General features: G+C 74.3%; 21 protein-coding genes. 9 read left to right on the top strand and 12 right to left on the bottom strand.

What is annotated here, in order from left to right; genetic code table 11:
• Window positions 1-17 precede the first annotated feature (17 nt).
• Window positions 18-953, top strand: coding sequence for a rhomboid-like protein (locus ABZ719_RS10935; RefSeq protein WP_366724887.1), 936 nt, complete (start codon window positions 18-20; stop codon window positions 951-953).
• A gap of 118 nt (window positions 954-1,071) precedes the next feature.
• The gene (lon, locus tag ABZ719_RS10930) at window positions 1,072-3,495 is read left to right on the top strand and encodes an endopeptidase La (protein WP_366724886.1); all 2,424 of its coding nucleotides are present in this window, start codon (window positions 1,072-1,074) and stop codon (window positions 3,493-3,495) included.
• 111 nt (window positions 3,496-3,606) lie between these two features.
• Here the strand turns inward: lon and ABZ719_RS10925 are convergent, their stop codons facing one another.
• Entirely contained in the window at window positions 3,607-4,455 is an 849-nt protein-coding gene (locus ABZ719_RS10925; protein WP_366724885.1) for a lysozyme, read from the bottom strand.
• Window positions 4,456-4,735: 280 nt separating this feature from the next.
• Here ABZ719_RS10925 and ABZ719_RS10920 point away from each other — a divergent pair, with 280 nt between their 5' ends.
• A complete protein-coding gene (locus ABZ719_RS10920) occupies window positions 4,736-5,239 on the top strand; it encodes a MarR family transcriptional regulator (RefSeq protein ID WP_366724884.1) in 504 nt (167 codons plus the stop codon).
• A gap of 299 nt (window positions 5,240-5,538) precedes the next feature.
• Here ABZ719_RS10920 and ABZ719_RS10915 read toward each other — a convergent pair whose 3' ends face one another.
• Window positions 5,539-6,324 carry a protein phosphatase 2C domain-containing protein gene (locus tag ABZ719_RS10915; protein ID WP_366724883.1) on the bottom strand — a complete coding sequence of 262 codons (786 nt, stop codon included), beginning with the start codon at window positions 6,322-6,324 and terminating at the stop codon, window positions 5,539-5,541.
• Window positions 6,325-6,745: 421 nt separating this feature from the next.
• Between ABZ719_RS10915 and ABZ719_RS10910 the strand changes: the two genes are divergently transcribed.
• From ABZ719_RS10910 to ABZ719_RS10890, 5 genes are all read left to right on the top strand, one after another.
• On the top strand, window positions 6,746-9,931 hold the full coding sequence (locus ABZ719_RS10910; RefSeq protein WP_366724882.1) for a nitrate- and nitrite sensing domain-containing protein: 3,186 nt from the start codon (window positions 6,746-6,748) through the stop codon (window positions 9,929-9,931).
• Window positions 9,928-10,431, top strand: coding sequence for a roadblock/LC7 domain-containing protein (locus tag ABZ719_RS10905; protein WP_366724880.1), 504 nt, complete (start codon window positions 9,928-9,930; stop codon window positions 10,429-10,431). The genes ABZ719_RS10910 and ABZ719_RS10905 overlap by 4 nt, the downstream gene beginning before the upstream one ends.
• Entirely contained in the window at window positions 10,428-10,850 is a 423-nt protein-coding gene (locus tag ABZ719_RS10900; protein ID WP_037851883.1) for a DUF742 domain-containing protein, read from the top strand. Before ABZ719_RS10905 ends, ABZ719_RS10900 begins: the two co-directional genes overlap by 4 nt.
• Entirely contained in the window at window positions 10,831-11,499 is a 669-nt protein-coding gene (locus ABZ719_RS10895; protein WP_366724879.1) for an ATP/GTP-binding protein, read from the top strand. The genes ABZ719_RS10900 and ABZ719_RS10895 overlap by 20 nt, the downstream gene beginning before the upstream one ends.
• A 136-nt stretch (window positions 11,500-11,635) precedes the next feature.
• A complete protein-coding gene (locus ABZ719_RS10890) occupies window positions 11,636-12,898 on the top strand; it encodes a styrene monooxygenase/indole monooxygenase family protein (RefSeq protein WP_366724878.1) in 1,263 nt (420 codons plus the stop codon).
• A 46-nt stretch (window positions 12,899-12,944) separates the two neighbouring features.
• Here ABZ719_RS10890 and ABZ719_RS10885 read toward each other — a convergent pair whose 3' ends face one another.
• From ABZ719_RS10885 to ABZ719_RS10840, 10 genes are all read right to left on the bottom strand, one after another.
• Window positions 12,945-14,270, bottom strand: coding sequence for an NlpC/P60 family protein (locus ABZ719_RS10885; protein WP_366724877.1), 1,326 nt, complete (start codon window positions 14,268-14,270; stop codon window positions 12,945-12,947).
• 102 nt (window positions 14,271-14,372) lie between these two features.
• Complete coding sequence (locus ABZ719_RS10880) at window positions 14,373-14,699, bottom strand: hypothetical protein (RefSeq protein ID WP_366724876.1); 327 nt, start codon at window positions 14,697-14,699, stop codon at window positions 14,373-14,375.
• Window positions 14,692-15,348 (bottom strand): helix-turn-helix domain-containing protein, encoded by a 657-nt coding sequence (locus ABZ719_RS10875; RefSeq protein WP_366724875.1) that lies wholly within the window; start codon window positions 15,346-15,348, stop codon window positions 14,692-14,694. Before ABZ719_RS10875 ends, ABZ719_RS10880 begins: the two co-directional genes overlap by 8 nt.
• 255 nt (window positions 15,349-15,603) lie before the next feature.
• The gene (locus tag ABZ719_RS10870; RefSeq protein ID WP_366724874.1) at window positions 15,604-16,542 is read right to left on the bottom strand and encodes a diiron oxygenase; all 939 of its coding nucleotides are present in this window, start codon (window positions 16,540-16,542) and stop codon (window positions 15,604-15,606) included.
• 135 nt (window positions 16,543-16,677) lie between these two features.
• Window positions 16,678-18,153: a penicillin-binding transpeptidase domain-containing protein gene (locus tag ABZ719_RS10865; protein ID WP_366724873.1), complete on the bottom strand. Its 1,476-nt coding sequence runs from the start codon at window positions 18,151-18,153 to the stop codon at window positions 16,678-16,680.
• 31 nt (window positions 18,154-18,184) lie between these two features.
• Window positions 18,185-19,603 (bottom strand): FtsW/RodA/SpoVE family cell cycle protein, encoded by a 1,419-nt coding sequence (locus ABZ719_RS10860; protein WP_366724872.1) that lies wholly within the window; start codon window positions 19,601-19,603, stop codon window positions 18,185-18,187.
• 43 nt (window positions 19,604-19,646) lie between these two features.
• A complete protein-coding gene (locus tag ABZ719_RS10855; protein ID WP_366724871.1) occupies window positions 19,647-20,147 on the bottom strand; it encodes an SH3 domain-containing protein in 501 nt (166 codons plus the stop codon).
• 335 nt (window positions 20,148-20,482) lie between these two features.
• On the bottom strand, window positions 20,483-21,805 hold the full coding sequence (locus ABZ719_RS10850; RefSeq protein WP_366724870.1) for a HAMP domain-containing sensor histidine kinase: 1,323 nt from the start codon (window positions 21,803-21,805) through the stop codon (window positions 20,483-20,485).
• Window positions 21,802-22,683, bottom strand: a complete 882-nt coding sequence (locus tag ABZ719_RS10845; RefSeq protein WP_366724869.1) for a hypothetical protein — start codon at window positions 22,681-22,683, stop codon at window positions 21,802-21,804. Before ABZ719_RS10845 ends, ABZ719_RS10850 begins: the two co-directional genes overlap by 4 nt.
• Before the next feature lie 208 nt (window positions 22,684-22,891).
• On the bottom strand, window positions 22,892-23,410 hold the full coding sequence (locus ABZ719_RS10840; protein ID WP_366724868.1) for a protein phosphatase: 519 nt from the start codon (window positions 23,408-23,410) through the stop codon (window positions 22,892-22,894).
• Window positions 23,411-23,512: 102 nt separating this feature from the next.
• On the opposite strand from ABZ719_RS10840, the gene ABZ719_RS10835 reads away from it, so the two are divergent.
• Window positions 23,513-24,352, top strand: a complete 840-nt coding sequence (locus ABZ719_RS10835) for a nuclease-related domain-containing protein (RefSeq protein ID WP_366724867.1) — start codon at window positions 23,513-23,515, stop codon at window positions 24,350-24,352.
• Window positions 24,353-24,359 lie beyond the last annotated feature (7 nt).

Here is a 24,359-nt window from a genome sequence, read left to right as displayed (position 1 = left end):
CGTCAAGGAGCCCTGCCGTGGAACGGACTGCGGACACCGACGCCGCGGCCCCGCCCCGCGTGGACGGCATGCCCCGGCAACGGCCCCGGACGGCTTCTGCCGCCGGCGCCGCGCCACGGGAACCCGGCCGGGGCGAGGGCGTCCCCGGGGACCTTTCCGGGCAGCCGGAGTCCCGCGGGCACGGCGCGCTCCCGGCGGCCCCGGCGCTCGGGGCGCCGGCGGCGCCCGCCTGCGCCCCGCGGGCCGCGGCCGGCCGGCCCCGCCCCGCGTCCTCGCCCGCCGCCGCGTGCGGCGGCCGGTTCGACGGGGCGTCCGGCAGCCGGTTCGGCGGCGCGCGGGTGTGGCGGCTGCTGCCCGGGCCGGGCGGGACGCCGTTCACCTTCTGGTACGCGATCGTGCTCGTCGTCACCTCGCTCGTCGCGCGGTACACCGACCCCGCCGTGCTGGACGCTCTCTACCGCGGTTCCAGTACGGACGTCGCCCACCTGGTGCGGGAGCCGGTCGGGGTGCTGGCGGCCAGTGCGCTGTGGATCGCGGGCGGGGTGGTGACGGCGTACTCGCTCTGCTTCCTGCTGGTGCTCACGGCGCTGGAACGGCGGGTCGGCGCGGTGCGCGCGGCCGGCGTCTTCCTGCTCGGGCACGTGTTCGCCACCCTGGCCACCGAGATCCCCGTCGGTGTCGCGGTCCTGGCCGGCCGACTGCCCGGCGCCGCGCTGCACCGCCTGGACTACGGGATCAGCTTCGGGGTCGCCGCGTGCGTCGGCGCGCTGTGCGGGGTGCTGCGCCCCTGGCTGGGCGGGCCCGTCCTGGTCGTGTTCGCCGGGATGCTCGTGGTGAACCTGGTGGCGTCCACGGATCCGATGACCGACTGCGGCCACCTCATCGCCCTCACCGCCGGCATCGCCTGCCGGCCGGTGCTACGCACCCGGGCTCCGGTGCACGCCCCGCACTGACCAGGCCTGGAATTTTCCCTCGCCAGTGATCGCTGACGGCGAACAGCGGCCCGGGAACAATCGGCCCCGCCCGTGCATTGAGTCGGCATAGCTCAACTTGACTGCCGAAGGGGAGATCATGGCTGCTGAGTCCACGGCGTTCACACCGCTCACCCTGCCTGTGCTGCCGCTCGACGACGAGGTCGTGCTGCCCGGCATGGTGGTGCCGCTGGACCTGAGTGATTCCGAGGTGCGGGCCGCGGTGGAGGCCGCGCAGGCCGCCGCCAGGTCGGAGCCCGGGAAGCCCAGGGTGCTGCTGGTGCCACGCATCGAGGGGACGTACGCCAGGACGGGCGTGCTGGGCACGGTCGAGCAGGTCGGCCGGCTGGCCGACGGCGACCCGGGCGCGCTGATCCGCGGCCGGAGCCGGGTGAGCATCGGCGCCGGGACCACCGGGCCGGGCGCCGCGCTGTGGGTCGAGGGCACGCGGATCGACGAGAGCGTGCCGGACCCGCTGCCCGGCCAGGTCGCCGAACTGGTCAAGGAGTACAAGGCCCTCGCCACCGCCTGGCTGCGCAAGCGCGGCGCCTGGCAGGTCGTCGACCGTGTCCAGGCCATCGACGACGTCTCCGCGCTCGCCGACAACTCCGGCTACTCGCCGTTCCTGACCACCGAGCAGAAGATCGAGCTGCTGGAGACCGCCGAGCCGGTGGCCCGCCTCCGGCTCGCCACCCGCCAGCTGCGCGACCACCTCGCCGAGCAGGACGTCGCCGAGACCATCGCCAAGGACGTCCAGGAAGGCGTCGACAAGCAGCAGCGCGAGTTCCTGCTGCGCCGTCAGCTGGAGGCCGTCCGCAAGGAACTGCGCGACCTGAACGGCGAGAGCGAGGGCGAGGAGAGCGACGACTACCGCGCCCGCGTCGAGGCCGCGGACCTTCCGGACAAGGTCCGCGAGGCCGCGCTCAAAGAGGTCGACAAGCTGGAGCGCGCCTCCGACGCCTCGCCCGAGGGCTCCTGGATCCGCACCTGGCTGGACACCGTCCTGGAACTGCCGTGGAACGAGCGGACCGAGGACGTCTACGACATCCAGGGCGCCCGTGCGGTCCTGGACGCCGAGCACGCGGGCCTCAAGGACGTGAAGGAGCGGATCACCGAGTACCTGGCGGTGCGCAAGCGCCGCAGCGACCGCGGCCTCGGGGTGATCGGCGGCCGGCGCGGCGGTGCCGTGCTCGCCCTGGTGGGCCCGCCCGGTGTCGGAAAGACCAGCCTGGGCGAGTCCGTGGCCCACGCGATGGGCCGCAAGTTCGTCCGCGTCGCCCTCGGCGGTGTCCGGGACGAGGCGGAGATCCGCGGCCACCGGCGCACCTACGTCGGCGCGCTGCCGGGCCGCATCGTGCGCGCCGTGAAGGAAGCCGGGTCGATGAACCCGGTGGTCCTGCTCGACGAGATCGACAAGGTCGGCTCCGACTTCCGGGGCGACCCGGCCGCGGCTCTGCTGGAGGTCCTGGACCCCGCGCAGAACCACACCTTCCGGGACCACTACCTGGAGGTAGAGCTGGACCTGTCGGACGTCGTCTTCCTGGCCACCGCCAACGTCCTGGAGGCGATCCCGGAGGCCCTCGCCGACCGTATGGAGATCGTGCGGCTGGACGGCTACACCGAGGACGAGAAGATCGTCATCGCCCGCGACCACCTGCTCCCGCGCCAGCTGGAGCGGGCCGGTCTCGACGGGGAGGAGGTCACGATCGAGGAGGGCGCGCTGCGCAAGCTCGCGGGCGAGTACACCCGCGAGGCCGGGGTGCGCACCCTGGAGCGGTCCGTCGCGCGGCTGCTGCGCAAGGTGGCGGCCCAGCACGAGCTGGGGGAGCGGGAGCTGCCGTTCACCGTCACCGAGGGCGATCTGCAAAGCCTGATCGGCCGGCCGCACCACGTGCCGGAGTCCGCCCAGGACCCGGCCGAGCGGCGGACGGCCGTGCCGGGGGTGGCCACCGGCCTCGCGGTCACCGGCGCGGGCGGCGACGTGCTGTACGTCGAGGCGTCCCTCGCGGACCCCGAGACGGGCGCGGCGGGCCTGACCCTGACCGGTCAGCTCGGTGACGTGATGAAGGAGTCCGCGCAGATCGCGCTCAGCTTCCTGCGCAGCCACGGCGCCGAGCTGGAACTGCCGGTGGGCGATCTGAAGGACCGGGGCGTGCACATCCACTTCCCGGCGGGCGCGGTGCCGAAGGACGGCCCGAGCGCGGGCGTCACGATGACCACCGCCCTGGCCTCGCTCCTGTCCGGCCGGCTGGTCCGCACGGACGTGGCGATGACCGGTGAGGTGTCGCTGACCGGGCGCGTGCTGCCCATCGGCGGCGTCAAGCAGAAGCTGCTCGCCGCGCACCGGGCGGGCGTGACCACCGTGATCATCCCCAAGCGCAACGAACCCGACCTGGACGACGTCCCCGCGGAGGTGCTGGACAAGCTCGACGTCCACGCCGTCACCGACGTCCGCCAGGTCCTGGAACTGGCCCTCGCACCGGCCGTGAACGGCGCGGAGGCGGAGGTCCCGGCAGCGGCGTGACGGACGCTGCCGGGCAGGGTGAAGGCCCGGGTCCCGTGAGGGAGGCCCGGGCCTTCACCGTGCCGTGTACGTCTGCCCGCGTACGGGGGCGGGTGGGCCGCCGGCCGCGGCTCAGCCGTTGGCCAGGGCCTGCACCCGGTCCAGCGCGCCGTTGAACTTGTCGTGGTCACCGACGGTCGGGCCGGACGAGGTGTACTGCCACATCGTGTAGTAGCTCCAGCCGGCCGGGAGCGTCCCCACCGTCGAGGCGTACCGGGCGATCCACAGCGGGTTCTTGGTGGCGAAGCCGCCGTAGTTGCCGGTGCACTGGGTCCACCAGCTGGTGGCCGTGTAGATCACGGCGTCACGGCCGGTGCGCGCCTTGTAGGTGTTGAGGAAGTCGGCGATCCAGCTGACCATCGCGCTCGTGGACTTGCCGTAGCAGGCGGCGCCGTAGGGGTTCCACTCGATGTCGAGGGCGCCCGGCAGGGTCTTGCCGTCCTTGGACCAGCCGCCGCCGTGGTCGACGAAGTAGTTGGCCTGGGTCGCGCCGCTGGTGGTGTCCGGGGTGGCGAAGTGGTACGAGCCGCGGATCATCCCGATGTTGTAGGAGCCGTTGTACTGCTGGGTGAAGGAGGGGTTCGTGTAGTACGTCCCCTCGGTCGCCTTCGTGTACGCCCAGCGCACCCCGCTGTTCCACAGGGTGGACCAGGCCACGTTGCCCTGGTAGCCGCTGACGTCGACGCCCTCGGTCTGGGTGGCGGAGTCCGTCGTGGGCGTGCCGCTGCGGCCGTCGTGCGCCGCGACGCCCATGCCCATGTAGGCGGAGCCGCGGGCGGGCGTGGTGCCGTCGGCGGCACCGCTGCCGGCGCCGGTGCCGGCCGAGGAGGGGCTGGTGAGGAAGAAGGAGAACGCCGCGAGCAGGACTCCCGCGGCGGTCAGCCGCCGCATGCGGGCCGTTCCGGATCTGTGCACGGGCATCACGTGCCTCCGAAGTTCGGTGGTGCTCGGTGGGGGGAAACGCGGGCATGGCCCACGGTCGCACGAGGGGAGCGCGGGCCTGGGGAGACCCGCCGGGAAGTCCGATGGCGTGGGCATGCCATTCAGTGCCTGGGCAAGACGCTACGCACGTAGAACAGCTCTGGGAAGGGGGCCCGGAGTCCGCCGTTGGTCTACGCCTGCGAAATACTGACCAAGCTGCGGCGATGGCGGCGAACGGCGGAAACTTTCAGGACCGGCGACACTCCAGGCAGGGGTTGACGTGCACGAAGACGCAAAGGGCGGGCATCGGGCCGCCGAGCCCGGCACCGCGGCGCCCGGTGGTGTGGACCGCGAGTTCCTCTCCCTGGAACGGGAGATGACCGTACTGCTGCGGCGCGCCCGGGCCAGCCAGGCAGAGATGGCCCGTGAGGTGCACCCGGAACTGGAGTCCTCGGCGTACGGACTGCTGGTCCGGCTCGACGAGTGCGGCAGCCAGCGCGCGACGGCACTCGCCGCGTACATCGGCGTCGGCAAGGCCACGATGTCCCGTCAGTTGCGCGCCCTGGAGGAGCTGGGGCTCGTCGCGCGCGAGCCGGACCCCGCGGACGGGCGCGCCTGGCTGATCGCGCTCACCGACGACGGCCGCCGCCGGGTCGGCAAGGTGCGCGATGCCCGGCGGGGGCGTTACGTCAGACAGCTCGACCACTGGGACCGCCGCGAGGTCGCCGAACTGGCCCGCCTGCTGCACGAGCTGAACGGCGTCATGGAGAAACACGAGAGCTGACACGGCGGGGGTGACACGATCTCGCGCGGCGAGTGGCACGACCGGGTGAGGCCGGTTCCGGGCGGCGGGGGGCACGACCGGGTGAGGCCGGCGGTCCCGGCCGCGAGTGACGCGGCAGGGTTGGCAGCGCCTGGCGCCGTCCGCGCCGTCCCGTGAGTGGCACGGCGAAGTGACATCGCCGGCCCTGCGCCGTGAGCGCCCGGCGGGATGACGACGACCGGACGCGGCGCGTCGGCAACGCCCGGCGCCGCCCGCACCCCGGGGCTCCGTGCCCCCACCGGCCGACGGGCCGCGCCCCCTCACAGCTCCGCGAACGCCGCCGTCGCGTCGTCGTGGGTCTTGCTGCGGCCGAGACGTGTCCGCTCCTCGCGGTCGGCGTGTTCCAGCAGGCGTACGCGGTCCACCAGGGCTCGCGGCCCCTCCTTGCGCAGGAGGGCGAAGCACTGGGCCCAGTCGCCCTCGCCGAACTTCTCCACCCAGCGTGCCGCCCCGTCGGTGAGCGCCGCCAGGGCCCGGACCCGGGAGCGCGGCACGGTGCCCGTCACCGCACGCTCCGCCACCGAGGGGTCGGCCGCGGCGGTGAAGAAGCCGCCCTCCTTGTTGCGCAGGGTGGCGTCGACCAGCGCGTCCGTCGCCAGCGCGGCGCGCGGCAGCCGCGCCAGCCGGTCGTCCAGGACCGGGGTGACCAGGCCGTCGGGCGACTCCAGCAGGAGCGCCGAGTCGGACAGGACCAGGTACTCGACCGAACCGGCGGACCACCGTACGGCCACCACGGTTGCCTGCGGCGTGCGGGGGTGAGAAAGGTCACAGGTGAGCGCGTGAGCTTCCGCGGTGCCGTGGATGGTGCGCGCGAGGGCCTGCGCAAGTGTCAGATCTCGCCGCGAAACGGTCAGTTCCAGCAGCCCGCCGCCGAGCCGGGAGGTGTACCAGGGGACCGAATGCAGACACCCCGTCTCCCGCGGCGGGGTCACCCCGTCCAGGACGACCAGGCACCCGCCCTGCCCGTCGGCGGGCAGGGCGAAGGCGGCGAAGTCCTCGTTCGGGTGATCCGGCAGACCCGGCTCCGAAACAACCTCAGTTCGCATCCGGCCAGTCTGCACCAGGCCTTCACATGATCCGCCAAAGGAGGCCATTCGCCTTGGAATTGACGCAGGGTCGCAGGTCAGGCGCCTGATTTGAGGCGGATTGGAGCACTCCGGGAAGGCGTGGCGGCGAATCCTGCCAAAGCCTGCCGCCGACGTCCAACCGGCCCGCCGGACGGCACCCTGGCACGCGCCGGAGGAACTTGCCCGCCAACTCCCCTCCGATGTTCACTCCTTCGGGTGGCCGGTCGGACGATGCGGGACCACTGCCCACCGGCACTGGGAGGGTCGGAGACCGATGCAGGCCCCCTGCTCGCGCCACACGGACGGCGGGAGCCCGGGGGAGGGTGGACGCACCAGTCGCACCAGCTGACGAGGCGCCACCCGGGCCCATGAGTACACGAGTACAGGAATGCGAGCACCGGTGCAGAAGAAGCGGCCTCGGCGCACAGGCAAGCAGACGGCCACCGCGAAGGGACCCGAGCGGACGACCGGCACACCCTCCGCCGTCCCCACCGCCGCCCCGGTGGGCAAGGGCCGCCCCACGCACGTACGCAACCGCCTCGTCGTCTCCGTCGCCGTCGTGGCCGCCGTCGTGGCCGGCGCCGGCGCGCTCGGCGTGATCGACGCATCCGGCCGGCTGAGCGACTCGCAGGACCTGGTCACCCTCGCCGGACAGACCCAGGACGCCCTCGCCCTCGCCCACTCCCTCGCCGACGAACGCGACGAGGTCACCTCCTACGTCGCCGCCGGCCGCCCCAAGTCCAAGGCGCCCTCCGAGCAGCGCAGCACCCGCGTGGACCGCCAGGTCGACGAGCTGCGCACCGACCCCGGCACGCCCGCCTGGCTGCGCACCGACCTCGACGGCATCGCCGCCGTGCGCCGCTCGGCGCTCACCGGCCAGAGCAGCGCCCTCCAGGCCCACCAGGCGTACTCCGCCACCATCGCCGAACTGCACCGGCTCGCCGGACAACTGGCCGAGCAGACGCCCCCGCGGGCCGGCTCCGGTGCGCACGCCCTCGCCGAACTGGACACCGCCGTCCAGCAGGCCGCCGCCGCCCGCGGCCTGCTGACCGCCGCCCTGAACGTGCCGTACACCACGCGGACCGCCTACGACCCGGTCACCGGCCTGCCTGCCGAGACGACCAGCTCCTCCAAGGCCGACACCAAGCTGCGTGACGCCCTCAGCGCCGCCGCCCAGCAGGCCCGCGTCCGCTCCGACGCCGCGCTCGCCGCGTTCCGCGAGACCGCGCCCGAGGCGGCCCGCGACTCCTACGACTCCACCGTCACCGGTCCCGAGGTCAACTCGGCCACCGCCTACCTGGCCAGGCTCACCGACCAGCCGACGCTGTCCGACTCCGACCTCGCCACCAGCGCCAAGAAGGCCGACACCGCCCTGACGGCCCGGATCGACCTGATGCGCGGCGCCGAGTCCTCCCTGTACGACCACCGCACCAAGGACCTGGCGAAACTCCGCGACGACGACGTCACCGCGCTGGAGCTGCGGATCGCCCTGCTCGGTGCCCTCGTGCTCCTCGCGGTCGGCGTCGCCACCGCCCTGGCCCGCACCCTCACCCGGCCGCTGGCCGTCCTGCGCCTGGGCTCCGCCCGCCTGGCCGGTGCCGAGGACCTCGCCGCCGAGGAACCGATCCGCTTCACCGGCCGCAACGACGAGTACGCCCAGGTCGTCCGGTCCGTCAACGCCCTGCACGCCCAGGCCGCCGCCCTCGCCGAACGCGTCGCCACCCTGGAGACCGACCGCAAGCACCTGGTCGGCCAGCGGCAGAAGATGGCCGACGCCCGCGAGGAACTGCGCGCCGAACTCGCCGAGGCGACGGCACGACTGGACCGGCTGCGTGCCGGCATCGGCTCCACCTTCGTCAACCTGGCGCTGCGCACCCTGGGCCTGGTCGAGCGGCAGCTCACCGTCATCGAGGGGCTGGAGGAGCGCGAGCAGGACCCCGACCGCCTCGCCACGCTCTTCAAACTCGACCACTTCGCCACGGTGATGCGCCGGCACAGCGAGAACCTCCTCGTGCTGGCCGGTACCGAGCACGTGCAGCAGCACGCCGGGCCGGTTCCGCTGGTCGACGTCGTACGCGCCGCGGTCAGCGAGATCGAGCGCTACGAACGGGTCCGCATCGCCGCGCTGCCCCCGCACGCGCACGTGGCCGGCTTCGCCGCCGACGACCTCTCCCACCTGCTGGCCGAACTCATGGAGAACGCCACCTCGTTCTCACCGCCCGACCGGCCCGTCGAGGTCTCCGGCTGGCTCCTGGAGAACGGCGAGATCATGATCTCCGTCCAGGACGAGGGCATCGGCGTGGACGGGGAGCGGCTGACCCGGCTCAACGCCCGCCTCGCCGACCCCGGCCCGGACCCCGCCCACCACCAGGACGGCGAGGAGGACGCCAAGGACCTGGGCCTCGGCCTGTACGTGGTGGCCCGCCTCGGTCACCGGCACGGCGTGCGCGTCCAGTTGCGCGAGCAGAAGCAGGGCGGCACGGCGGCCGTCGTCGTGGTGCCCCAGCCGCTGCTGGCCCCCGCCCCCGCGTCCGCGGTCCCGGCGGCCGGCCCCGGCGAGGGCGGCACCGGCACCTTCTCCCTGCCCGGCGCCGACGCCGAGGCCAACTCCAATGTGCTGCACGCCCGCGCCCAGGACGGCGGCGCGGACCCGCTGGTCGCCCTGGCGGAGCAGGCGGTACGGGAGTCCGAGGCGGCCGAGGGCACGGAGGGGACGGCACCGCAGGAGTCCCCGTCCGAGACGACGATGGAACTGCTGCTCCCGACCCCGCCTCCGGACGGGGACACCCCCGCCGGGACCACCGGCGGCCGGGGCGCGGCCGGGGAACCGGACCGCGACACCGCCGTGGATCCGGCCGCGGGCCGGGGCGCCCCCGAGGAGCCCGCCCGGGACCGGGACACCGCCGCGCACGAGACGGCACGCCGCCACCCCGGCCCGGCGGCACCGGCACGGCAGGACGCCTCCGCGTCCGGGACGGCGCCCTGGCCGGGACTTGCTCCCGCGTCCGGGACGACGTCCGGGACCGGGACGGTTTCCGCGCACGGAGGGACCTCCCTGCCCGGAGGGTCCTCCGCGCCCGGTGCGAGGCCCGCGTCCGGGACGGCGGCGCCGTGGCCGGGAGCGGCGCCCGCGCCGGAGGCCGCATCCGAGCAGGCCCCCGCACCCGCTGAGGCTTCCGCTCCCGCCCCGGCCGCCGACCCGGCGCCCTGGCCCGGCGCGGCCCCCGCGCCCGCCCGTACGCCGGACGCGGCCCCCGCGCCCGGAGCGGCCGGTGACGAGGAACCGGACCCGGACGGCGCCGAGCACACTCGGGCGCCCGAAGAGACCCTGACCGCCAAGGGTCTTCCCAAGCGCACCCCCAGAATCACCACACCCGCCCAAGCCCCGCGCCAGCGCACCGGCTCGGTGGATGCCGAGGCCCTCCGCCGCCGCCTGGGCGGCTTCCGCCGAGGAGCCCAGGCCGGCTACCGCGATGTGGAGGCGGAGATCGCGGACCAGACCGCCCAGAACCGCCGGCCGACGCCGGCCACCCGCACGCAAGCCGAGCAATCCACGGGGGGCACAGTCGAGGAGGCAAGCAGTTGACAGCGCCCACCACCTTCGGACTGAGCAGTGAGGCCCGCAACCTGCACTGGCTGCTGACCAATCTGGTCGAGGAGGTGCCCGGCATCGAATCGGTCGCCGTGGTCTCCTCCGACGGCCTCCTGCTCCTCTCCTCCGACCCCGGCCGCAACAGTGAGGCCCGCAGGCCCCGCTCCGAGGCCCCCGCCGGGCCGCGCGGCTCCGCCGCCGACCTCGCCACCATCGTCTCCGGCATCGGCAGCCTCACCGTCGGGGCGGCCAGGCTGATGGACTCCGGTGCGGTCAAGCACACGATGGTCGCGATGGACGAGGGCAGTCTGTTCGTGATGTCGATCAGCGACGGCTCGCTGCTCGGCGTGCACGGCTCCGCGGAGTGCGACATGAGCGTGGTGGCGTACCACATGGCGCTCTTCGTGGGCCGCGCCGGACACGTCCTGACGCCCGAACTCCGCAGCGAGCTGCGCAAGTCCCTGGAGTCCGAGTCGGCCGGGAGTGCCCGATGAGCGGTGTGCCCCGGCAGCAGCTACCGGTCCGCGGCGGGGACCGAAAACCCGCCCGCGTCCGCCCCTACTCGCTCACCGGCGGACGCACCCGTTTCGGGCACGTGCTGCTCGTGGAGACGTTCGTGGCGAGCACCGCCGCGCTCGAACCCGCCGAAGAGCGCAGGGAACTGACGAGCGCCCCGCTGTCCACCCGGGTCATGCCGGAGATGCGGGCCATCGTCGAACTGTGCCGCCGGATGCGTACGGTGGCCGAGATCGCCGCGCTGCTGAGGATGCCGCTCGGTGTGGTCCGCGTGCTCCTGAGCGACCTCGCGGACCAGGGAAAGATCCGTGTGTACGGAACCGGGACCGGTCACGGCACCGGCCGTCCGGACCGCGCTCTGCTGGAAAGGGTGCTGAGTGGACTCCGCCGTCTCTGACTCCGCCGTCGCCGCCACCGCCGTCTCCGCCTTCGCCCCCGGCGCCGCCCCGCTCGACGAGCCGGACGAGTCGCTGCGGCCCTGGCAGACGGACCGTACGCGGGCCCCGATCGCCACGAAGATCGTGGTGGCCGGCGGCTTCGGCGTGGGCAAGACCACGCTGGTCACCGCCGTCTCGGAGATCACGCCGTTGCAGACCGAGGCGCTGATGACCGAGGCGAGCGCCGAGACCGACGACCTGACCGCCACCCCGGGCAAGGTCAGCACGACCGTCGCCATGGACTTCGGCCGGATCACGCTCGACGACGACCTGGTGCTGTACCTGTTCGGTACGCCGGGCCAGCAGCGGTTCTGGTTCATGTGGGACGACCTGGTGCGCGGTGCGATCGGTGCCGTCGTGCTGGCCGACACCCGGCGGCTGAAGGACTGCTTCCCGGCGCTGGACTACTTCGAGAGCTGCGGGCTGCCGTACGTCGTGGCGGTCAACCACTTCGACGGCAGCGAGCTGTTCGAACCGGAGGACGTCCGGGAGGCGCTCACCGTCCCCGCGCACATACCTGTCATGATCATGGACGCGCGGCGCAGGATCTCCGCCGTCGAGACGCTGCTGGCCCTGGTGGCCCACGCACTCGAGGAGACCCCCGAATGAGCCGCCGCACGATCCGCCGAAGGATCCGCCGAGCGTGATCCCCGCAGCCCGGAACCTCCGGGCACGCTCCCTTCAAGCACGATCCGCCGAGCACGATCCTTCGAGCAGTCCCACAGCCGTAGGAGGCACCACCCGCATGCGCAAGATACTCGTCGTGGGGGCCGGCCAGTCCGGTCTCCAGCTCGCCCTCGGCCTCCAGTCACACGGGTACGAGGTCACCCTGATGTCCAACCGGACCGCGGACGAGATCCGCTCCGGCCGGGTCATGTCGACGCAGTGCATGTTCCACACCGCGCTCCAGCACGAGCGTGACCTGCAGCTGAACTTCTGGGAGACCCAGGCCCCCCGGATCGAGGGCCTCGGCGTCTCGGTCGCCGCCCCCGGCTCCCACGACCCGGGCCCCACCCAGCGCGCGATCGACTGGGTGGGCCGCCTCGACGGCTACGCGCAGTCGGTGGACCAGCGGGTGAAGATGGCCGGCTGGATGGAGACCTTCGCGCAGCGCGGCGGCCAGCTCGTCATCCACGGCGCGGCCGTCGGCGACCTCGACTACTTCTCCCGCGCCTACGACCTCGTCCTCGTCTCGGCGGGCAAGGGCGAGCTGGTGTCGATGTTCGAGCGGGACGCCGAGCGGTCCCCGTACAGCACGCCGCAGCGCGCGCTGGCGGTGGCGTACGTGCACGGCCTGGGCCCGCGCCCGGAGCACCCGGAGTTCGACGCGGTCCGCTGCAACGTGGTCCCCGGGGTCGGCGAGCTGTTCGTCATGCCGACGTACACCGTCTCCGGCCGCGCCGACATCCTGTTCTGGGAGGGCATACCCGGCGGTCCGCTCGACGTCTTCCAGGGCGTCAAGGACCCGGCTCAGCACCTGGCCCTGACGCTGGACCTCATGCGCAGGTTCACGCCCTGGGAGTACGAGCGGACCGCGCACGTCGAACTCACCGACGCCGGCGGCACCCTCGCCGGCCGCTACCCGCCCACCGTGCGCAAGCCGGTCGGCCGGCTGCCCGGCGGCGGCCTGGTCCTGGGCGTCGCGGACGTCGTCGTGGCCAACGACCCGATCACCGGGCAGGGTTCCAACTCGGCGTCCAAGTGCGCCGCCGCCTACCTCGCCTCCATCCTCGAACACGGTGACAAGCCGTTCGACGAGGAGTGGATGCAGCAGACGTTCGACCGCTACTGGAACACCGCCCGGCACGTCACCAAGTGGACGAACGCCATGCTGGCCCCGCCGCCGGAGCACGTCCTGAACCTGCTCGGCGCCGGCGTCGGATTCCAGCCGGTCGCCGACCGTTTCGCCAACGCCTTCAACGACCCGGCCGACTTCGAGAACTTCTTCTACGAGCCGGCGAAGACGGAGGCCTACCTGGCCGAGGTCGCCGCCGGCCCGGCGGCCTAGGGTCTTCCCTCCGGGGCGGGCCGGAAGCACTGGTCCACCAGGGCTCCTACAGGACCGCGGGCTTCCCAGGACCGAAGCCCGCGGGCGGACCCACGGTCGCCGGCCCGCCCGCGGCCGGGTCCCCGGCGAGTGCGGGAAGCCTCGGCGGGGTGTAGCGCGGCAGGGGCTTCCCGGCCGGGTCCGGCCGCACCGCCCCCAGCACCGGGTTGGCGGCCAGCGGTGACACCTTCACCCGCGCGCCCGGCCGGGGCGCCTGCACCACCAGGCCGTGGCCGAGGTAGAGGGCGACGTGCGTGGCCTCGGGGAAGTACACCACCAGGTCGCCGGGCCGCAGCTCCTTCAGCGGTACGTGCGCGAGCTCGGCCCACTGCTCCTGGCTGGTGCGCGGGATGGGCGTACCGGCCTGGCCCCAGGCCCGCGAGGTCAGGCCCGAGCAGTCGTACGCCGCCGGGCCGGTCGCGCCCCACTGGTACGGCTTGCCGAGCTGGTCCACCGCGTAGCGCACCGCCGCCTCGCCCTGCGGGGTGGGCGGCCGGTCGCCGCCGAGGGTGCCCGAGGCCAGGAGCCTGTCCTGCGCCCGGGCGATCCCGGCCTCCTCCGCAGCGGCGAGCGCCGTCAGCCGCGCCGGGCTGAGCGAGGCGAGCAGTTTCTCGATGGCGTGCAGCTTGCTGCGGACGTCGTCGCGGGCCCGCTGCTGCCGCCGGGCGAGGGCGAGACGGGCGTCGAGCGCGGAGCGGGCGGCGCGTGCCAGGTCCTCCGCCTTCCTCTCGCTCGCCGTCAGCCGGGCCACCGTCTCGGACCGCTCCCGCGCCAGCTGGCCGATGACGTGGCCCTCCTCCAGCGCGTGCTGCGGGTCGCGGGCCAGCATCAGCCGCAGGTAGGGGGAGAAGTCGCTGGTGCCCTGGTACTCCTGCCGGGCCAGCCGCCCGGCCGCCGCCCGGCCGTCGCGCAGGGCGGCCCGGGCCCGGGCGAGGGCGGCGGTCAGCCGGTCGGTCTCGGCGCGCTGCCGCTCCAGCCGCTGCGCGGCGGCGTTGTAGGCCTCGGTGGCCTGCTCGGCCTGCCGGTACAGCGCCTGGAAGTTCGTCAGCAGGGCGGCGGCGGACGGCTGTTCCGGCAGCCGGCCGGCCGGCTGACGGTCCGGCTGAGTGCCCGGCAGGGTGAGCAGGGGGCCGGACGGCTGTCCCGGCGCCCCGCCCGGCGACGGCCGGACCGGTTGCTCCGACGGCGGCCGGACCGGCTGCTCCGGCGACTGACCCGCCGTCCCCTGCCCGGGGCCGGCCGGCCGTGGCTGGGCACCGGCGGTCACCGGCACGAGGGCGGCCTGGGCCGCCATCGCCGCCGTGCACACCAGGCGCAGCGCCCTTTTTGACACGTCATCACCTCCGGTGCGGGGCGGCCTCTCCGCTCCACACCGTGAGGATTGGACGTATGAGCCGATTTGTGTGCCCGTTGTACGCCGGCCGGCGCAACGCGGTCACCCGCCGGTGTCACCCGGCTTGCCCTCCGGGCCGTTTCGGGGCGCCGGACGGGACCACGGCCACTTCGGCCGGCCGTCCTGCTCCCCCTCCGGGTCGAACTCGTACTTCCACCCCCGCGGCAGCCCCAGCCTCCTGCTCTGCCCGCGCGGCACCCGCCGGTAGACGAGCACGGTGGGCGGGCCGCCCGCCGGGTCCGGGACCGGGATGCGGTACGTCTTGGGCGGGTGGCCGGTGGGGCCCACCAGCACGGGCAGCACGCGGCCGTCCATGGGGCCGCCCTCGAACGGGGTCTGTTCGCTCTTCACCGCACCAGTGTCAGCCATCCGCCGAGGTCAGGCCCTGGACCAGGGCGGCGGTCTGCGCGTCACGGGCGGCGGTCACCGTCAGCACGGCCACGAACTGTTCGACCAGCCAGTCCCGCAGCTCCCCGACGGGCGGCTGCTTGTCCTCGTCGAGCCAGATCAGGGAGGCGGCCTCCACGGCCGTGATCCACATCCGCACGGTCATCCGCAGCCGCGGCCCGGGGTCGCTCACCCGCAGGTGGCTGAGGATGTGCTCGGCGGCGGCCCGGCGCACCCCGTCCACGATGGCGGTCGTGCGGGACGTCTCGACCACGCTGCCGCCCTGGAGCAGTGCGGTGAACCCGGCGTCGTGCTGGTCGACGAAGGCCAGGTAGCGGTCGAGGGCGCGGGCGAGGCGGGGCAGCAGGGGGCCGGTGCGCGGCTCGTCGAAGCAGTGCCGCAGCTCGTCGGCGGCGGAGCGCAGCGCGGCCTCGTACAGCTGCTGCTTGCCGCCGGGGAAGTACCGGTACACCAGCGGCCGTGACACGCCGGCGGCCTCCGCCACGTCGTCCAGCGAGACCTCCTCGGGCGCCCGGTGCGCGAAGAGGGACAGGGCCGCTTCGAGCAGCTGAGCGCGCCGTTCCTCGACGCTGAGGCGGCGGTAGGCGGGGGTCGGGGCGGCAGGGCTCATGACCAGCAGCGTAATCGGTGGCCGCCCCGCACGGTCGTGCCGATCAGGCCCCTTCCCGCGCCACCGCGCGTCCACGGCGGGACAGGCCCTGTCGTCACCTTCCCGCCTGCCCCGCGACGCCTGGCACGCCCTCTCGCCGCACCGGGCGAAAGCCCGAGTACGCCCGTACGAGGACTTCCGCCCGGCACGCCGAGAGCACGCACCAGACGCCGCAGGGCCGCCCTCCGGGCGACGACCGGAATGTGACGACAGGACCTACGCCAGCAGCCCCGAGGACCGCCACAGCTGCCGTCCGACGCCCCGCAGCACCCCGATGTCGTCGAGGAAGTCGGTCAGCCGTCTGGCGCCGTTCTGCATGACCTCGCGCCGGTGGCCGCTGGCCTTCACCTGGGCCATGGCCTCGCGCTTGTCCAGCCCCACGTTCGTGTACACCTCGGGGTTGACGAAGGCGATGGAGAAGACCCGGGCGAACTCGCCGGAGGTGACCCGGGTGAACTCCTTGGACCACCTCGGTGCCGTCACCATCTGGCGGCGCAGCTCCTCGCGGGCGTAGCGGACGTGGCGGGCCTCCTCCACGACGTGGATCCGCGTGACCCCGCGGACCAGCGGCTGTATCCGCTCGTCGGGGAAGGTGAGCCGCTGCATCCAGTCGAGCACCTCCTCGCCGAGCAGGGTCGCGGTGAAGGAGCCGGGGGTGGTGGAGATGGTCTTGAAGAGCCGGCCGAGGTGCTGGTGGACGGGGCTCACCGGGTACCAGGGGGTGCCGCCGCGGGTGATCAGGCGGGCGAACATCTTCGAGTGCCGGCACTCGTCCTCGATCTCGGTGAGGGCGTACCGGACGTGGGCGCTGGTGGCCGACTTGTCGTAGATGTGCCGGACGAGCAGCTGCATCAGGATCAGTTCGAACCAGATGCCGAGGGAGGCGAGGGCGGCGGCCTCGTGCTGGGAGAGCAGGATCCGCTGCTCCTCGCTCATCCGCTTCCACAGCGGCGTGCCGTACAGCGACACCAACTCCGGCGGCCAGAACCACTTGCCCTCCTCGAAGGGCGCGTCCCAGTCCAGTTCCCTGTCCGGGTCGAAGGAGTGCTTGGCGGAAGAGTCGAGCAGCCGCTCGGCCACCTGCTCCCGGTCCTTGAGCAGTCCGAGCGCGTCGCGCAGTCCGGCGAGCGCGTCGGCTTCCGTCACGGTCGTCATGGCTGTCCCACCTCGTCGTACGGGCATGTGGCCGGCTGGATCGGCTGGTTACCGGGGAGTCAGTTCCTCCCCTCTTATGAGACTGCCTGTCAGCAAGCCCGTCAATCCCCTGGGCCGGACTTGTTGACCCGGCGTCTACGGAACCGGCGTCCCCGGCGCGCGCAGCACCGCCTCCATGACCGCCTTCGCGATCGGGGCCGCCGTACCGCCGCCGCTGATGTCGCCGCGCCGGGCGGAGGCGTCCTCCACCACCACGGCGACCGCCACCCGCGGATCCATGTCGCCGGCTCCCTGCGCCCAGGAGATGAACCAGGCGTACGGCGTCCCCGTGTTGCCCACGCCGTGCTGGGCCGTGCCGGTCTTGCCGCCGACGACGGCGCCCGGGATCGCCGCGTTCCCGCCGGTGCCGTCGGTCACCACGCCGCACATCAGCTCCCGCAGCCGTGCCGCCGTCGTCGCCCGCATCACCTGCCGCACCGGCTGGGAACCGGCCGCCGACACGATGTCCCCGCCCCTGCGCGTGGTCCGCTCCACCAGGTACGGCACCCGCACCTGGCCGCCGTTCGCGACCGCCGCCGCGACCATCGCCATCTGCAACGGCGTGGCCCGCGTGTTGTACTGCCCGATCGACGACAGCGCCAGCTGCGCCCGGTCCGCCGGCGCGTCGAACGTGCTCGGCGTGACAGAGAAGGGCACCTTCAGGTCCGGGTCGTCGAAACCGAAGCCCTCCGCCGCCTGCCGCATGGCCGGCGCGCCGACGTCCACGCCGAGCTTGGCGAACACCGTGTTGCACGACCACTCGAAGGCGAGGCGCAGCGACGCGTTCTCGCAGTCGTCGGCCTCGTTGACCAGGCGTGTCGTGCTGCCGGGCAGCCGGTAGGGGTCCGGCGAGTCGGTCGGCGCGTCCAGATCCGTCACCAGGCCCGCGTCCAGGGCCGCCGCCGCGGTCACCACCTTGAACGTCGAACCGGGCGGATACGTCTGCCGCACCGCGCGGTTCAGCATCGGCTTCTCCGGGTCGTCGTTCAGCCGCGCCCAGGCCGCCGCCACCGCGGGCCCGTTGCCGGACAGCTCCGCGGGGTCGTACGAGGGGGTGGACACCAGCGCCAGGATCCGGCCCGTCGCCGGTTCGACCGCCGCGACCGCGCCCTTGCGCGCGCCCAGTCCGTCGAACGCCGCACGCTGCGCCGCCGCGTTCAGGGTCGTCACCACGTTGCCGCCCGCGGGCCGGCCCCGGGTGAAGTCGTGCCACAGCCGGAACCCGGCCAGCATCGGATCGGTGCCCGCCAGCACCCGGTCCTCGGCGTGCTCCAGGAACGTCGTCCCGTAGCGCTGCGAGGCGAAGCCGGTGACCGGCGCGTACAACGGGCCGTCCGCGTACGTCCGTTCGTAGCGGAGCTGCTCGCCGGTGTCCCGGGAGCCGGTGACCGGCCGGCCGCCGACCAGGATCTCGCCGCGCGGCTGCTCGTACCGGGCGATGGTCGGGCGGCGGTTGGCCGGGTTGCCGCCGTAGGAGGGACCCTGGAGCACCTGGAGCCAGGCCGTGTTCACCAGCAGCGCCACCAGCAGCAGCACGCAGAAGGCGGCCGCGTGCCGGATGTGCCGGGTCACCGGACGGCCTCCGGAGCGGCCCGCCCGCCCCTCACGGCGCCACCGTCCCGTCGTACTGCCGCCGCGCGACATGGCTGACCCGGATCAGCAGCGCCACGATCGCCCAGTTGGTGACCACCGACGAACCGCCCTGGGCCAGGAACGGCATCGCCATGCCGGTCAGCGGGATCAGGCCGGTCACCCCGCCCGCGATCACGAAGACCTGGAGCGCCACGATGGAGGCCAGCCCCACCGCCAGGAGCCGGCCGAAGGGGTCGCGCAGCGCGAGGCCCGCGCGGTAGCCGCGCTCGACGAGCAGCGCGTACAGCAGGAAGACCGCCGAGAGGCCCGCCAGGCCCAGTTCCTCCCCGGCGGTGGCCAGGATGAAGTCCGACTTGACCGCGAAGCCGACCAGGACCGAGTGGCCGAGCCCCAGCCCGGTGCCGAGCAGCCCGCCCGCCGCGAACGAGAACAGCGACTGGGCGACCTGGCCGGGGCCCTGACCGGCCTCGATGGACGCGAACGGGTGCAGCCACTCCGCCACCCGGCTGTGCACGTGCGGCTCCAGCCGGCCGACGGCGAAGGCGCCGGCCACCGCGAGCAGCAGCCCGAGGGCGATCCAGCCGGTGCGGCCGGTGGCGATGTACAGCATCACGACGAACAGCCCGAAGAACAGCAGCGACGTCCCGAGGTCCCGCTCCAGCACCAGCACGCCCACGCTCAGCAGCCAGATCGCGACCACCGGCCCGAGCACCCGGCCGGTGGGCAGCTGCACCCGCCACACCCGGCGGCCGGTGTACGCCAGCGCGCTGCGGTTGGCGGCCAGGTAGGCGGCGAAGAACACCGCGAGGAGCACCTTCGCGAACTCTCCCGGCTGGAAGGAGAGGCCGCCGAGCCGGATCCAGATGCGGGCGCCGTTCACGGCGGGGAAGAGGATGGGCAGCGTGAGCAGCGCGAGCGCGGCGACGACGCAGACGTACGCGTACCGCTGGAGCCAGCGGTGGTCGCGCAGCACGAGCACGACCAGGGTGAACAGCGCCACGCCCAGGGTGGACCACACCAGCTGCACGGGCGCCGCCTCCTCGCCGGGCGTCTCCAGGTCCAGGCGGTAGATCAGCACCAGGCCGAGCCCGTTCAGCAGCACGCCGATGGGCAGCAGCAGCGGGTCGGCGTACGGCGCCCGCAGGCGCACCGCGCCGTGCGCGAGCAGCGCGAGCACGCCGAGCCCGGCGCCGTAACCGGCGGCGCCGGGCGGAAGGGTGCCGGATCTCGCCAGGCCGACGGCGCAGTAGCCGTACACGGACAGCAGGACGGCGAGGACGATGAGGGCGAGTTCGATGCCGCGGCGCCGGGGGAGCCGGACGGCGGCGCCCGGGGCGGGCGGGCCCGCCGCCACGGTGGTTCCGGTGGGGCCAGGGCTTCCGGGGCTCCCGGCGCTTCCGGGGCCCCCGGTGGTTCCGGCCTTGGTCATGTCCGGAACCTACCTAAAAGATGCATATCGGACGATGTGTGGGTCAGCACCAGCGTGGCGCGGGCCCGACGTTGTCGATGTAGCGGGCCGAGCCCCACGCCCAGGTGCCGTCCGCGAGCAGGTACCACAGGTGGTTGCCGCCCACGTCCGAGCCGTTCGTCTTGCAGTAGATCCACACGGTCTCGCCCTGCCGGGCCACCCGGAGCACCCGGCTGCCGCGGTCCGGCCGCGAGCGCAGCGCGAGGCCGCCGCGCGCGGTGACGCGGCCCCGGTAGAAGCGGGTGGCGGCGTCCGGGGTGCCGGTGCCGCTCGGCGCCGGGGTGGCGGCGGGGGAGCCGGCCGGTGCGGGGGTGGCGGTGCCGGCCGGTGCGGCGGGGTGGGCCTGGCCGGCCGGGGTGGTGGCGGCGCTGCCGCCCGGGCCGGGGGTGACCGCCGGGGCGCCGTGGCCGTCCGCTTCGGCGGCGGCGGGCGCGACGGCGGCGGCCAGGAGGGCGCCGGCGGCGGCCGTCACGGCCAGCCGGGCGAGCGGGGAACGCAGGGACATGGACAACCTCCAGCGGGGCGACGAAGTCCGCCGGGGCGGACTTATCTGACTTACCGCCACATTAGGAGCGAGGACGCCGGGGGCGTCCCGCCACGCTGCGGCGGCGGGGAGGACGTCACCTGAAATGCCGCCAGGAACCGGGCGGAAGCCCGCGACGAGCCGCGAGGAAGCCGGCAGGGGTGGGTCAGGAGCCCAGGGGTGAGGTCGCCGGGAGACCCGGTGGGTCCGTGAGGAGCGCAGGGTGAGGCCTCACGGGACCGGGTGGGTCCGTGGGGAGCCCAGCGCTGAGGCCGTCAGGAAGCCGGTGGGTCCGTCAGGAACCCGGTGCCGGTCCGTCAGGACCGGTCCGCGGGCGGGGGTGGTCCGGAGCTTTCCGGAGGGGGCTCGGCCGTCGTCGGCGGGCTCTGCGGCAGGGTCAGGGTCGCCATCGCGCCGCCGTCCGCCGCGTTGGCGAACTCCAGCCGGGCGCCCAGCACCTCCGCCTGGCCCCGTGCGATCGTCAGCCCGAGTCCGTGCCCGGTCGCACCGCCCTCCGTGCGGAAGCGCTGCGGCCCGTGCTCCAGCAGGTACTCCGGATAGCCGTCGCCGTGGTCGCGGACGGTGACCGCCGGCCCGTCCACGGTCAGCACCACCGGCGGCCGGCCGTGCCGGTGCGCGTTGGCCACCAGGTTGCCCAGCACCCGCTCCAGCCGCCGCCGGTCCGTCTCGACGTACACGTCCCGGACGACCCTGACCCGCGTGCCGTCCCCGGCCGTGGCGTCCGCCGCGCGCGCCGCCCGTCGCACCACCGTGCTCAGGTGCTCGGCGTCCAGGGCCGGCCGCTCCCGCCCGGTGTCCAGCCGGGAGATCTCCAGCAGGTCCTCGGTGAGCGTGCGCAGCGCCGCCACCCGGTCGCGCACCAGCTCCGTCGGACGGCCCGGCGGCAGCAGTTCGGCCGCCGCGTGCAGGCCGGTCAGCGGGGTGCGCAGCTCGTGCGCCACGTCCGCGGTGAACCGCTGCTCGGCCATCAGCTTGCCCTGGAGCGAGGCGGCCATCGAGTCCAGCGCGGCGGCGACCGCGGCCACCTCGTCCTGGGGACGGGTGCGGTCCCGGGCGAGCGGGTCGTGCACCCGCGCGTCCAGGTCGCCGGTGCTGATCCGCCGGGCCACCAGCGCGGTCGCGTGCAGCCGCCGGGTCACCCGGGTCACCGCGAACGCGCCCACCAGCAGCGTCGCCCCGATCGCCAGCCCGGACGACCACAGGATGGCGTTGTCCAGACCGGCGATGGTGTGCGCCTGCTGCGAGTAGTCGACCTCGACGGCCAGCGTCCGGCCGTGGTCGGCGGGGCCGGCCGCCCACATCGTGGGCCGCCCGTGGTGCCGTCCGACCACCGTGCCGCGCTGCCCGTCCGCCGCCAGCCGCCGCAGCGACGGCGGCAGCCCCTCCGGGTCGACGCCCGCGCCGGGCAGCAGCGTGTCCCCGGACTCGAACGCGCTCGTGGCGTCCTTCAGCCGGGCCAGCGCCAGCTCGCGGGCCTGACCGACGGTCTGGTCGGTCACCGAGACGTGCACGAGGATGCCGAGCAGCGCGGCCAGCGCGCAGCACATCACCGTGATGAAGGCCGCGGCCTTCACGGCGAGCGTCCCGGTCCACCGGGGGAGCGGCACCCTCCTCGTCATCGGCCGCTCGCGGACGACGCGGCCGACGAGACAGACGAGGAGGAGGCCTGCGGATCGGAGCCGGCCCACGGGCCGGAAGCGGACGCCGGGCCCGTTCCGGCTGCCGGATCGGCTCCGGACGCCGGGTCCGCTCCTGACGAGGCGGCCGACGGGGTCAGGCCGGGGGTCGGCGTCGGCCGGGGCACGGGGGAGGGCGCGGCGGTGGCCGCCGGTGTGTGGGCCCGCGTCGGCTTGTGCGGGCCGGTGCGCAGGAACTCGTCGCGGGAGAAGACCATCGCCCGCTGGTCCGGGTCCCAGGTCCACGTCGTGCGGTACTCGTACCCGGCGATCCCGGCCGGCGACCGGATGATCACGGCGCGCCCGGCCAGCTCCACGCCGATCACCGCGTCGTCGTTGGCGAAGACCTGCACGAGCCGGTGCCCCTCGAAGGTGTACACGCGCACCGCCGTCTGGTTGGTGGGGTACAGCCGGAAGCCCAGCGTCAGGTCGTCGCGCCCGTCGCCGGTGAGGTCGCGGTAGTACGGCCGCAGGACCGGGCAGCCGCCCCGGCCGGGCCCCGCGCCGCAGTCCGCCAGCCGGGCGGCCGTGTCCCGGTACGGCGCCTTGGCGCCCTTGTAGTCGTCCGGGTGCGCGGCGACCTCGGCCCGTACGACGGCCACCGGGTCGACCGCCCGGATGTCGTCGCCGGGGGCGGTGATCCCCTTCACCGTCTCGATCTGCACCTCGTCGTACGGCCACGCGGGGCTGGCGGCCGGCCGCAGCGAGGGCCAGAGCCGGGCCGGGCTGACGGCGGTCTCGGTGGTGCCCGCGGCACGCAGTCCGCCCGCGTCGCCGCAGCCCGCCGCCGTGGCCAGCAGCAGGGCCGCGACGGCGGTCACGAGGGCGGGACGTTGGCGGAACACTGCTCTCCGGAGGGCGGACGGCGGGTGGCGGATCACGGCCGGGCGGGCCTCGTACACCTTATTCGTAATTCGTATTATTCGGTGGCAAGTCGTTTTTACGTACGAGCTGCCGCCCTCCGGGGCGGGCGGGTGCGGCCCGGCGGCGTGCGCAGAGCGTACGCGGCGAAGGTGAGAAACGGATCTCCTACTCGGCGGCCGGCTCCCCCAGCTCCTCCAGCAGCCGGGCCGTCGCCAGGCCCGCCCGCAGGTAGTCGGCGAACAGCTCGTTGTGCAGGGCCCACGGGGAGCGGCGGTCGCGGATCAGCCGGATCGCCTCGTCGGCCCGGTACCCGCGCAGCATCAGGGCGTGGCCGACGACGAGGCCCGAGCGGTTGTATCCGGAGTAACAGCGCACGAGCACCCGGCCGCCGGAGTCCAGCGCGGTGCAGGCGGCCTGTGCCAGGCGCATCACCCCGGCCAGCTGCGTCCCGTCGAGCGGCCCGTCGGGGATCGGCCACACCTGGTGCGTGACGCCGGGGCCGGGGCCGTACCCCGGGAGCCGGAGCAGCGACTGCACCAGGTCGAACTCGTCGTGCACGACGACGGACTCCAGCGCTCCGGCGCCGCTCCTGAACTCGTGTCCGCCCATCCACAGGCCGGGCACGATCTCGCTCCAGGGGTTCCCCGGAGCCGGTACGTCGGGCTGGTTCCCACGGGTCCGCAACGGCGCGCCTCCCCAACTCCCCACCCACGGCACCTCAAAGGTAGCCGTGTTCTTGCCCCGGCAGCACCCCGCCTGTTCCCATGGTCGCGGGGGTGATGGCGCATGAGCGGACCACGTCGACTGCCCGGCCCGCCCGGTCCGGGCCGCCTGCGCGTCGTACCGGGCGGACACCAGGGGCAGGAGCGGCTGTACGTGCGCGCCGCCGACGGACGCGTCCTCGCCTGGTACGACCGTGAGGCCGCCCGCGTCCACCTGCCGGCCGAGGACGACCGCGAGGCCGTGCTGGAGGCGCTGGGCCCCTTCCTCACCGGTCCGGTCGCGGTGGGCCCGCCGCCCGTCCCCACCCCCGCCGACCTGGCCCGGCTGAGCCTCCGCCCCGACGACGACCTGGCGCCGAACCGCCCCGGTGAGGCGCTGCTCGTCGCCCTCGAACGCGACCCGGCCCCCGCCCACCGCCTCCGCCCGGACCCGCGCCGCCGGGCGCTCGCGGCGGAACGGGCGACGGGGGAGGCGCTCGACCGCCTGGAGGGCGCCGGCTGGCGCGTCCTGCACTCCGTCCCGCTGCCCGGCGGCGACCGCATCCACCACCTGGTGATCGGCCCCGGCGGACTGTTCACCGTGCACTCCCTGTACGCACGCAAGCAGCGGGTGCGGGTGGCCGACCCGTCGGTCACGCTGGGCCGCCACGAGCCGGAGCCCCTGCTGCGCGGCGTCCGCGCGGCCGCCGCCCGCGCCTCCCACGCCCTCACCGCCGAGGTCCACCCGCTGCTGGCCCTGACCGGCCCGGCCGACCTGCGGGTCACGGCCCCGCCGCGCGGCGTCCGCATCCTGCGGGACACGGACCTGGCGGACCTGGCCCGCGGAGGCGGCGTGCTGAAACCGGCGGACGTGGAAGCGCTGCACGCGATGGCGCGCGACCGGGGCACGTGGGCGAGGGCGTAGACCCGGC

The sequence above is a fragment of the Streptomyces sp. NPDC006743 genome, from assembly GCF_040703815.1.
Taxonomy (GTDB): domain Bacteria; phylum Actinomycetota; class Actinomycetes; order Streptomycetales; family Streptomycetaceae; genus Streptomyces.
This window is presented reverse-complemented; position numbering and strand designations above follow the sequence as displayed.

Bases quoted from the DNA above. Each gene is read 5' to 3' on its own strand.
- ABZ719_RS10890 (WP_366724878.1), top strand. From the start codon at position 11,636: ATGCGCAAGATACTCGTCGTGGGGGCCGGCCAGTCCGGTCTCCAGCTC.
- ABZ719_RS10900 (WP_037851883.1), top strand. From the start codon at position 10,428: ATGAGCGGTGTGCCCCGGCAGCAGCTACCGGTCCGCGGCGGGGACCGA.
- ABZ719_RS10915 (WP_366724883.1), bottom strand. From the start codon at position 6,324: ATGCGAACTGAGGTTGTTTCGGAGCCGGGTCTGCCGGATCACCCGAAC.
- ABZ719_RS10870 (WP_366724874.1), bottom strand. From the start codon at position 16,542: ATGACGACCGTGACGGAAGCCGACGCGCTCGCCGGACTGCGCGACGCG.
- ABZ719_RS10875 (WP_366724875.1), bottom strand. From the start codon at position 15,348: ATGAGCCCTGCCGCCCCGACCCCCGCCTACCGCCGCCTCAGCGTCGAG.
- ABZ719_RS10855 (WP_366724871.1), bottom strand. From the start codon at position 20,147: ATGTCCCTGCGTTCCCCGCTCGCCCGGCTGGCCGTGACGGCCGCCGCC.
- ABZ719_RS10880 (WP_366724876.1), bottom strand. From the start codon at position 14,699: ATGGCTGACACTGGTGCGGTGAAGAGCGAACAGACCCCGTTCGAGGGC.
- ABZ719_RS10835 (WP_366724867.1), top strand. From the start codon at position 23,513: ATGAGCGGACCACGTCGACTGCCCGGCCCGCCCGGTCCGGGCCGCCTG.
- lon (WP_366724886.1), top strand. From the start codon at position 1,072: ATGGCTGCTGAGTCCACGGCGTTCACACCGCTCACCCTGCCTGTGCTG.
- ABZ719_RS10850 (WP_366724870.1), bottom strand. From the start codon at position 21,805: ATGACGAGGAGGGTGCCGCTCCCCCGGTGGACCGGGACGCTCGCCGTG.
- ABZ719_RS10860 (WP_366724872.1), bottom strand. From the start codon at position 19,603: ATGACCAAGGCCGGAACCACCGGGGGCCCCGGAAGCGCCGGGAGCCCC.
- ABZ719_RS10925 (WP_366724885.1), bottom strand. From the start codon at position 4,455: ATGCCCGTGCACAGATCCGGAACGGCCCGCATGCGGCGGCTGACCGCC.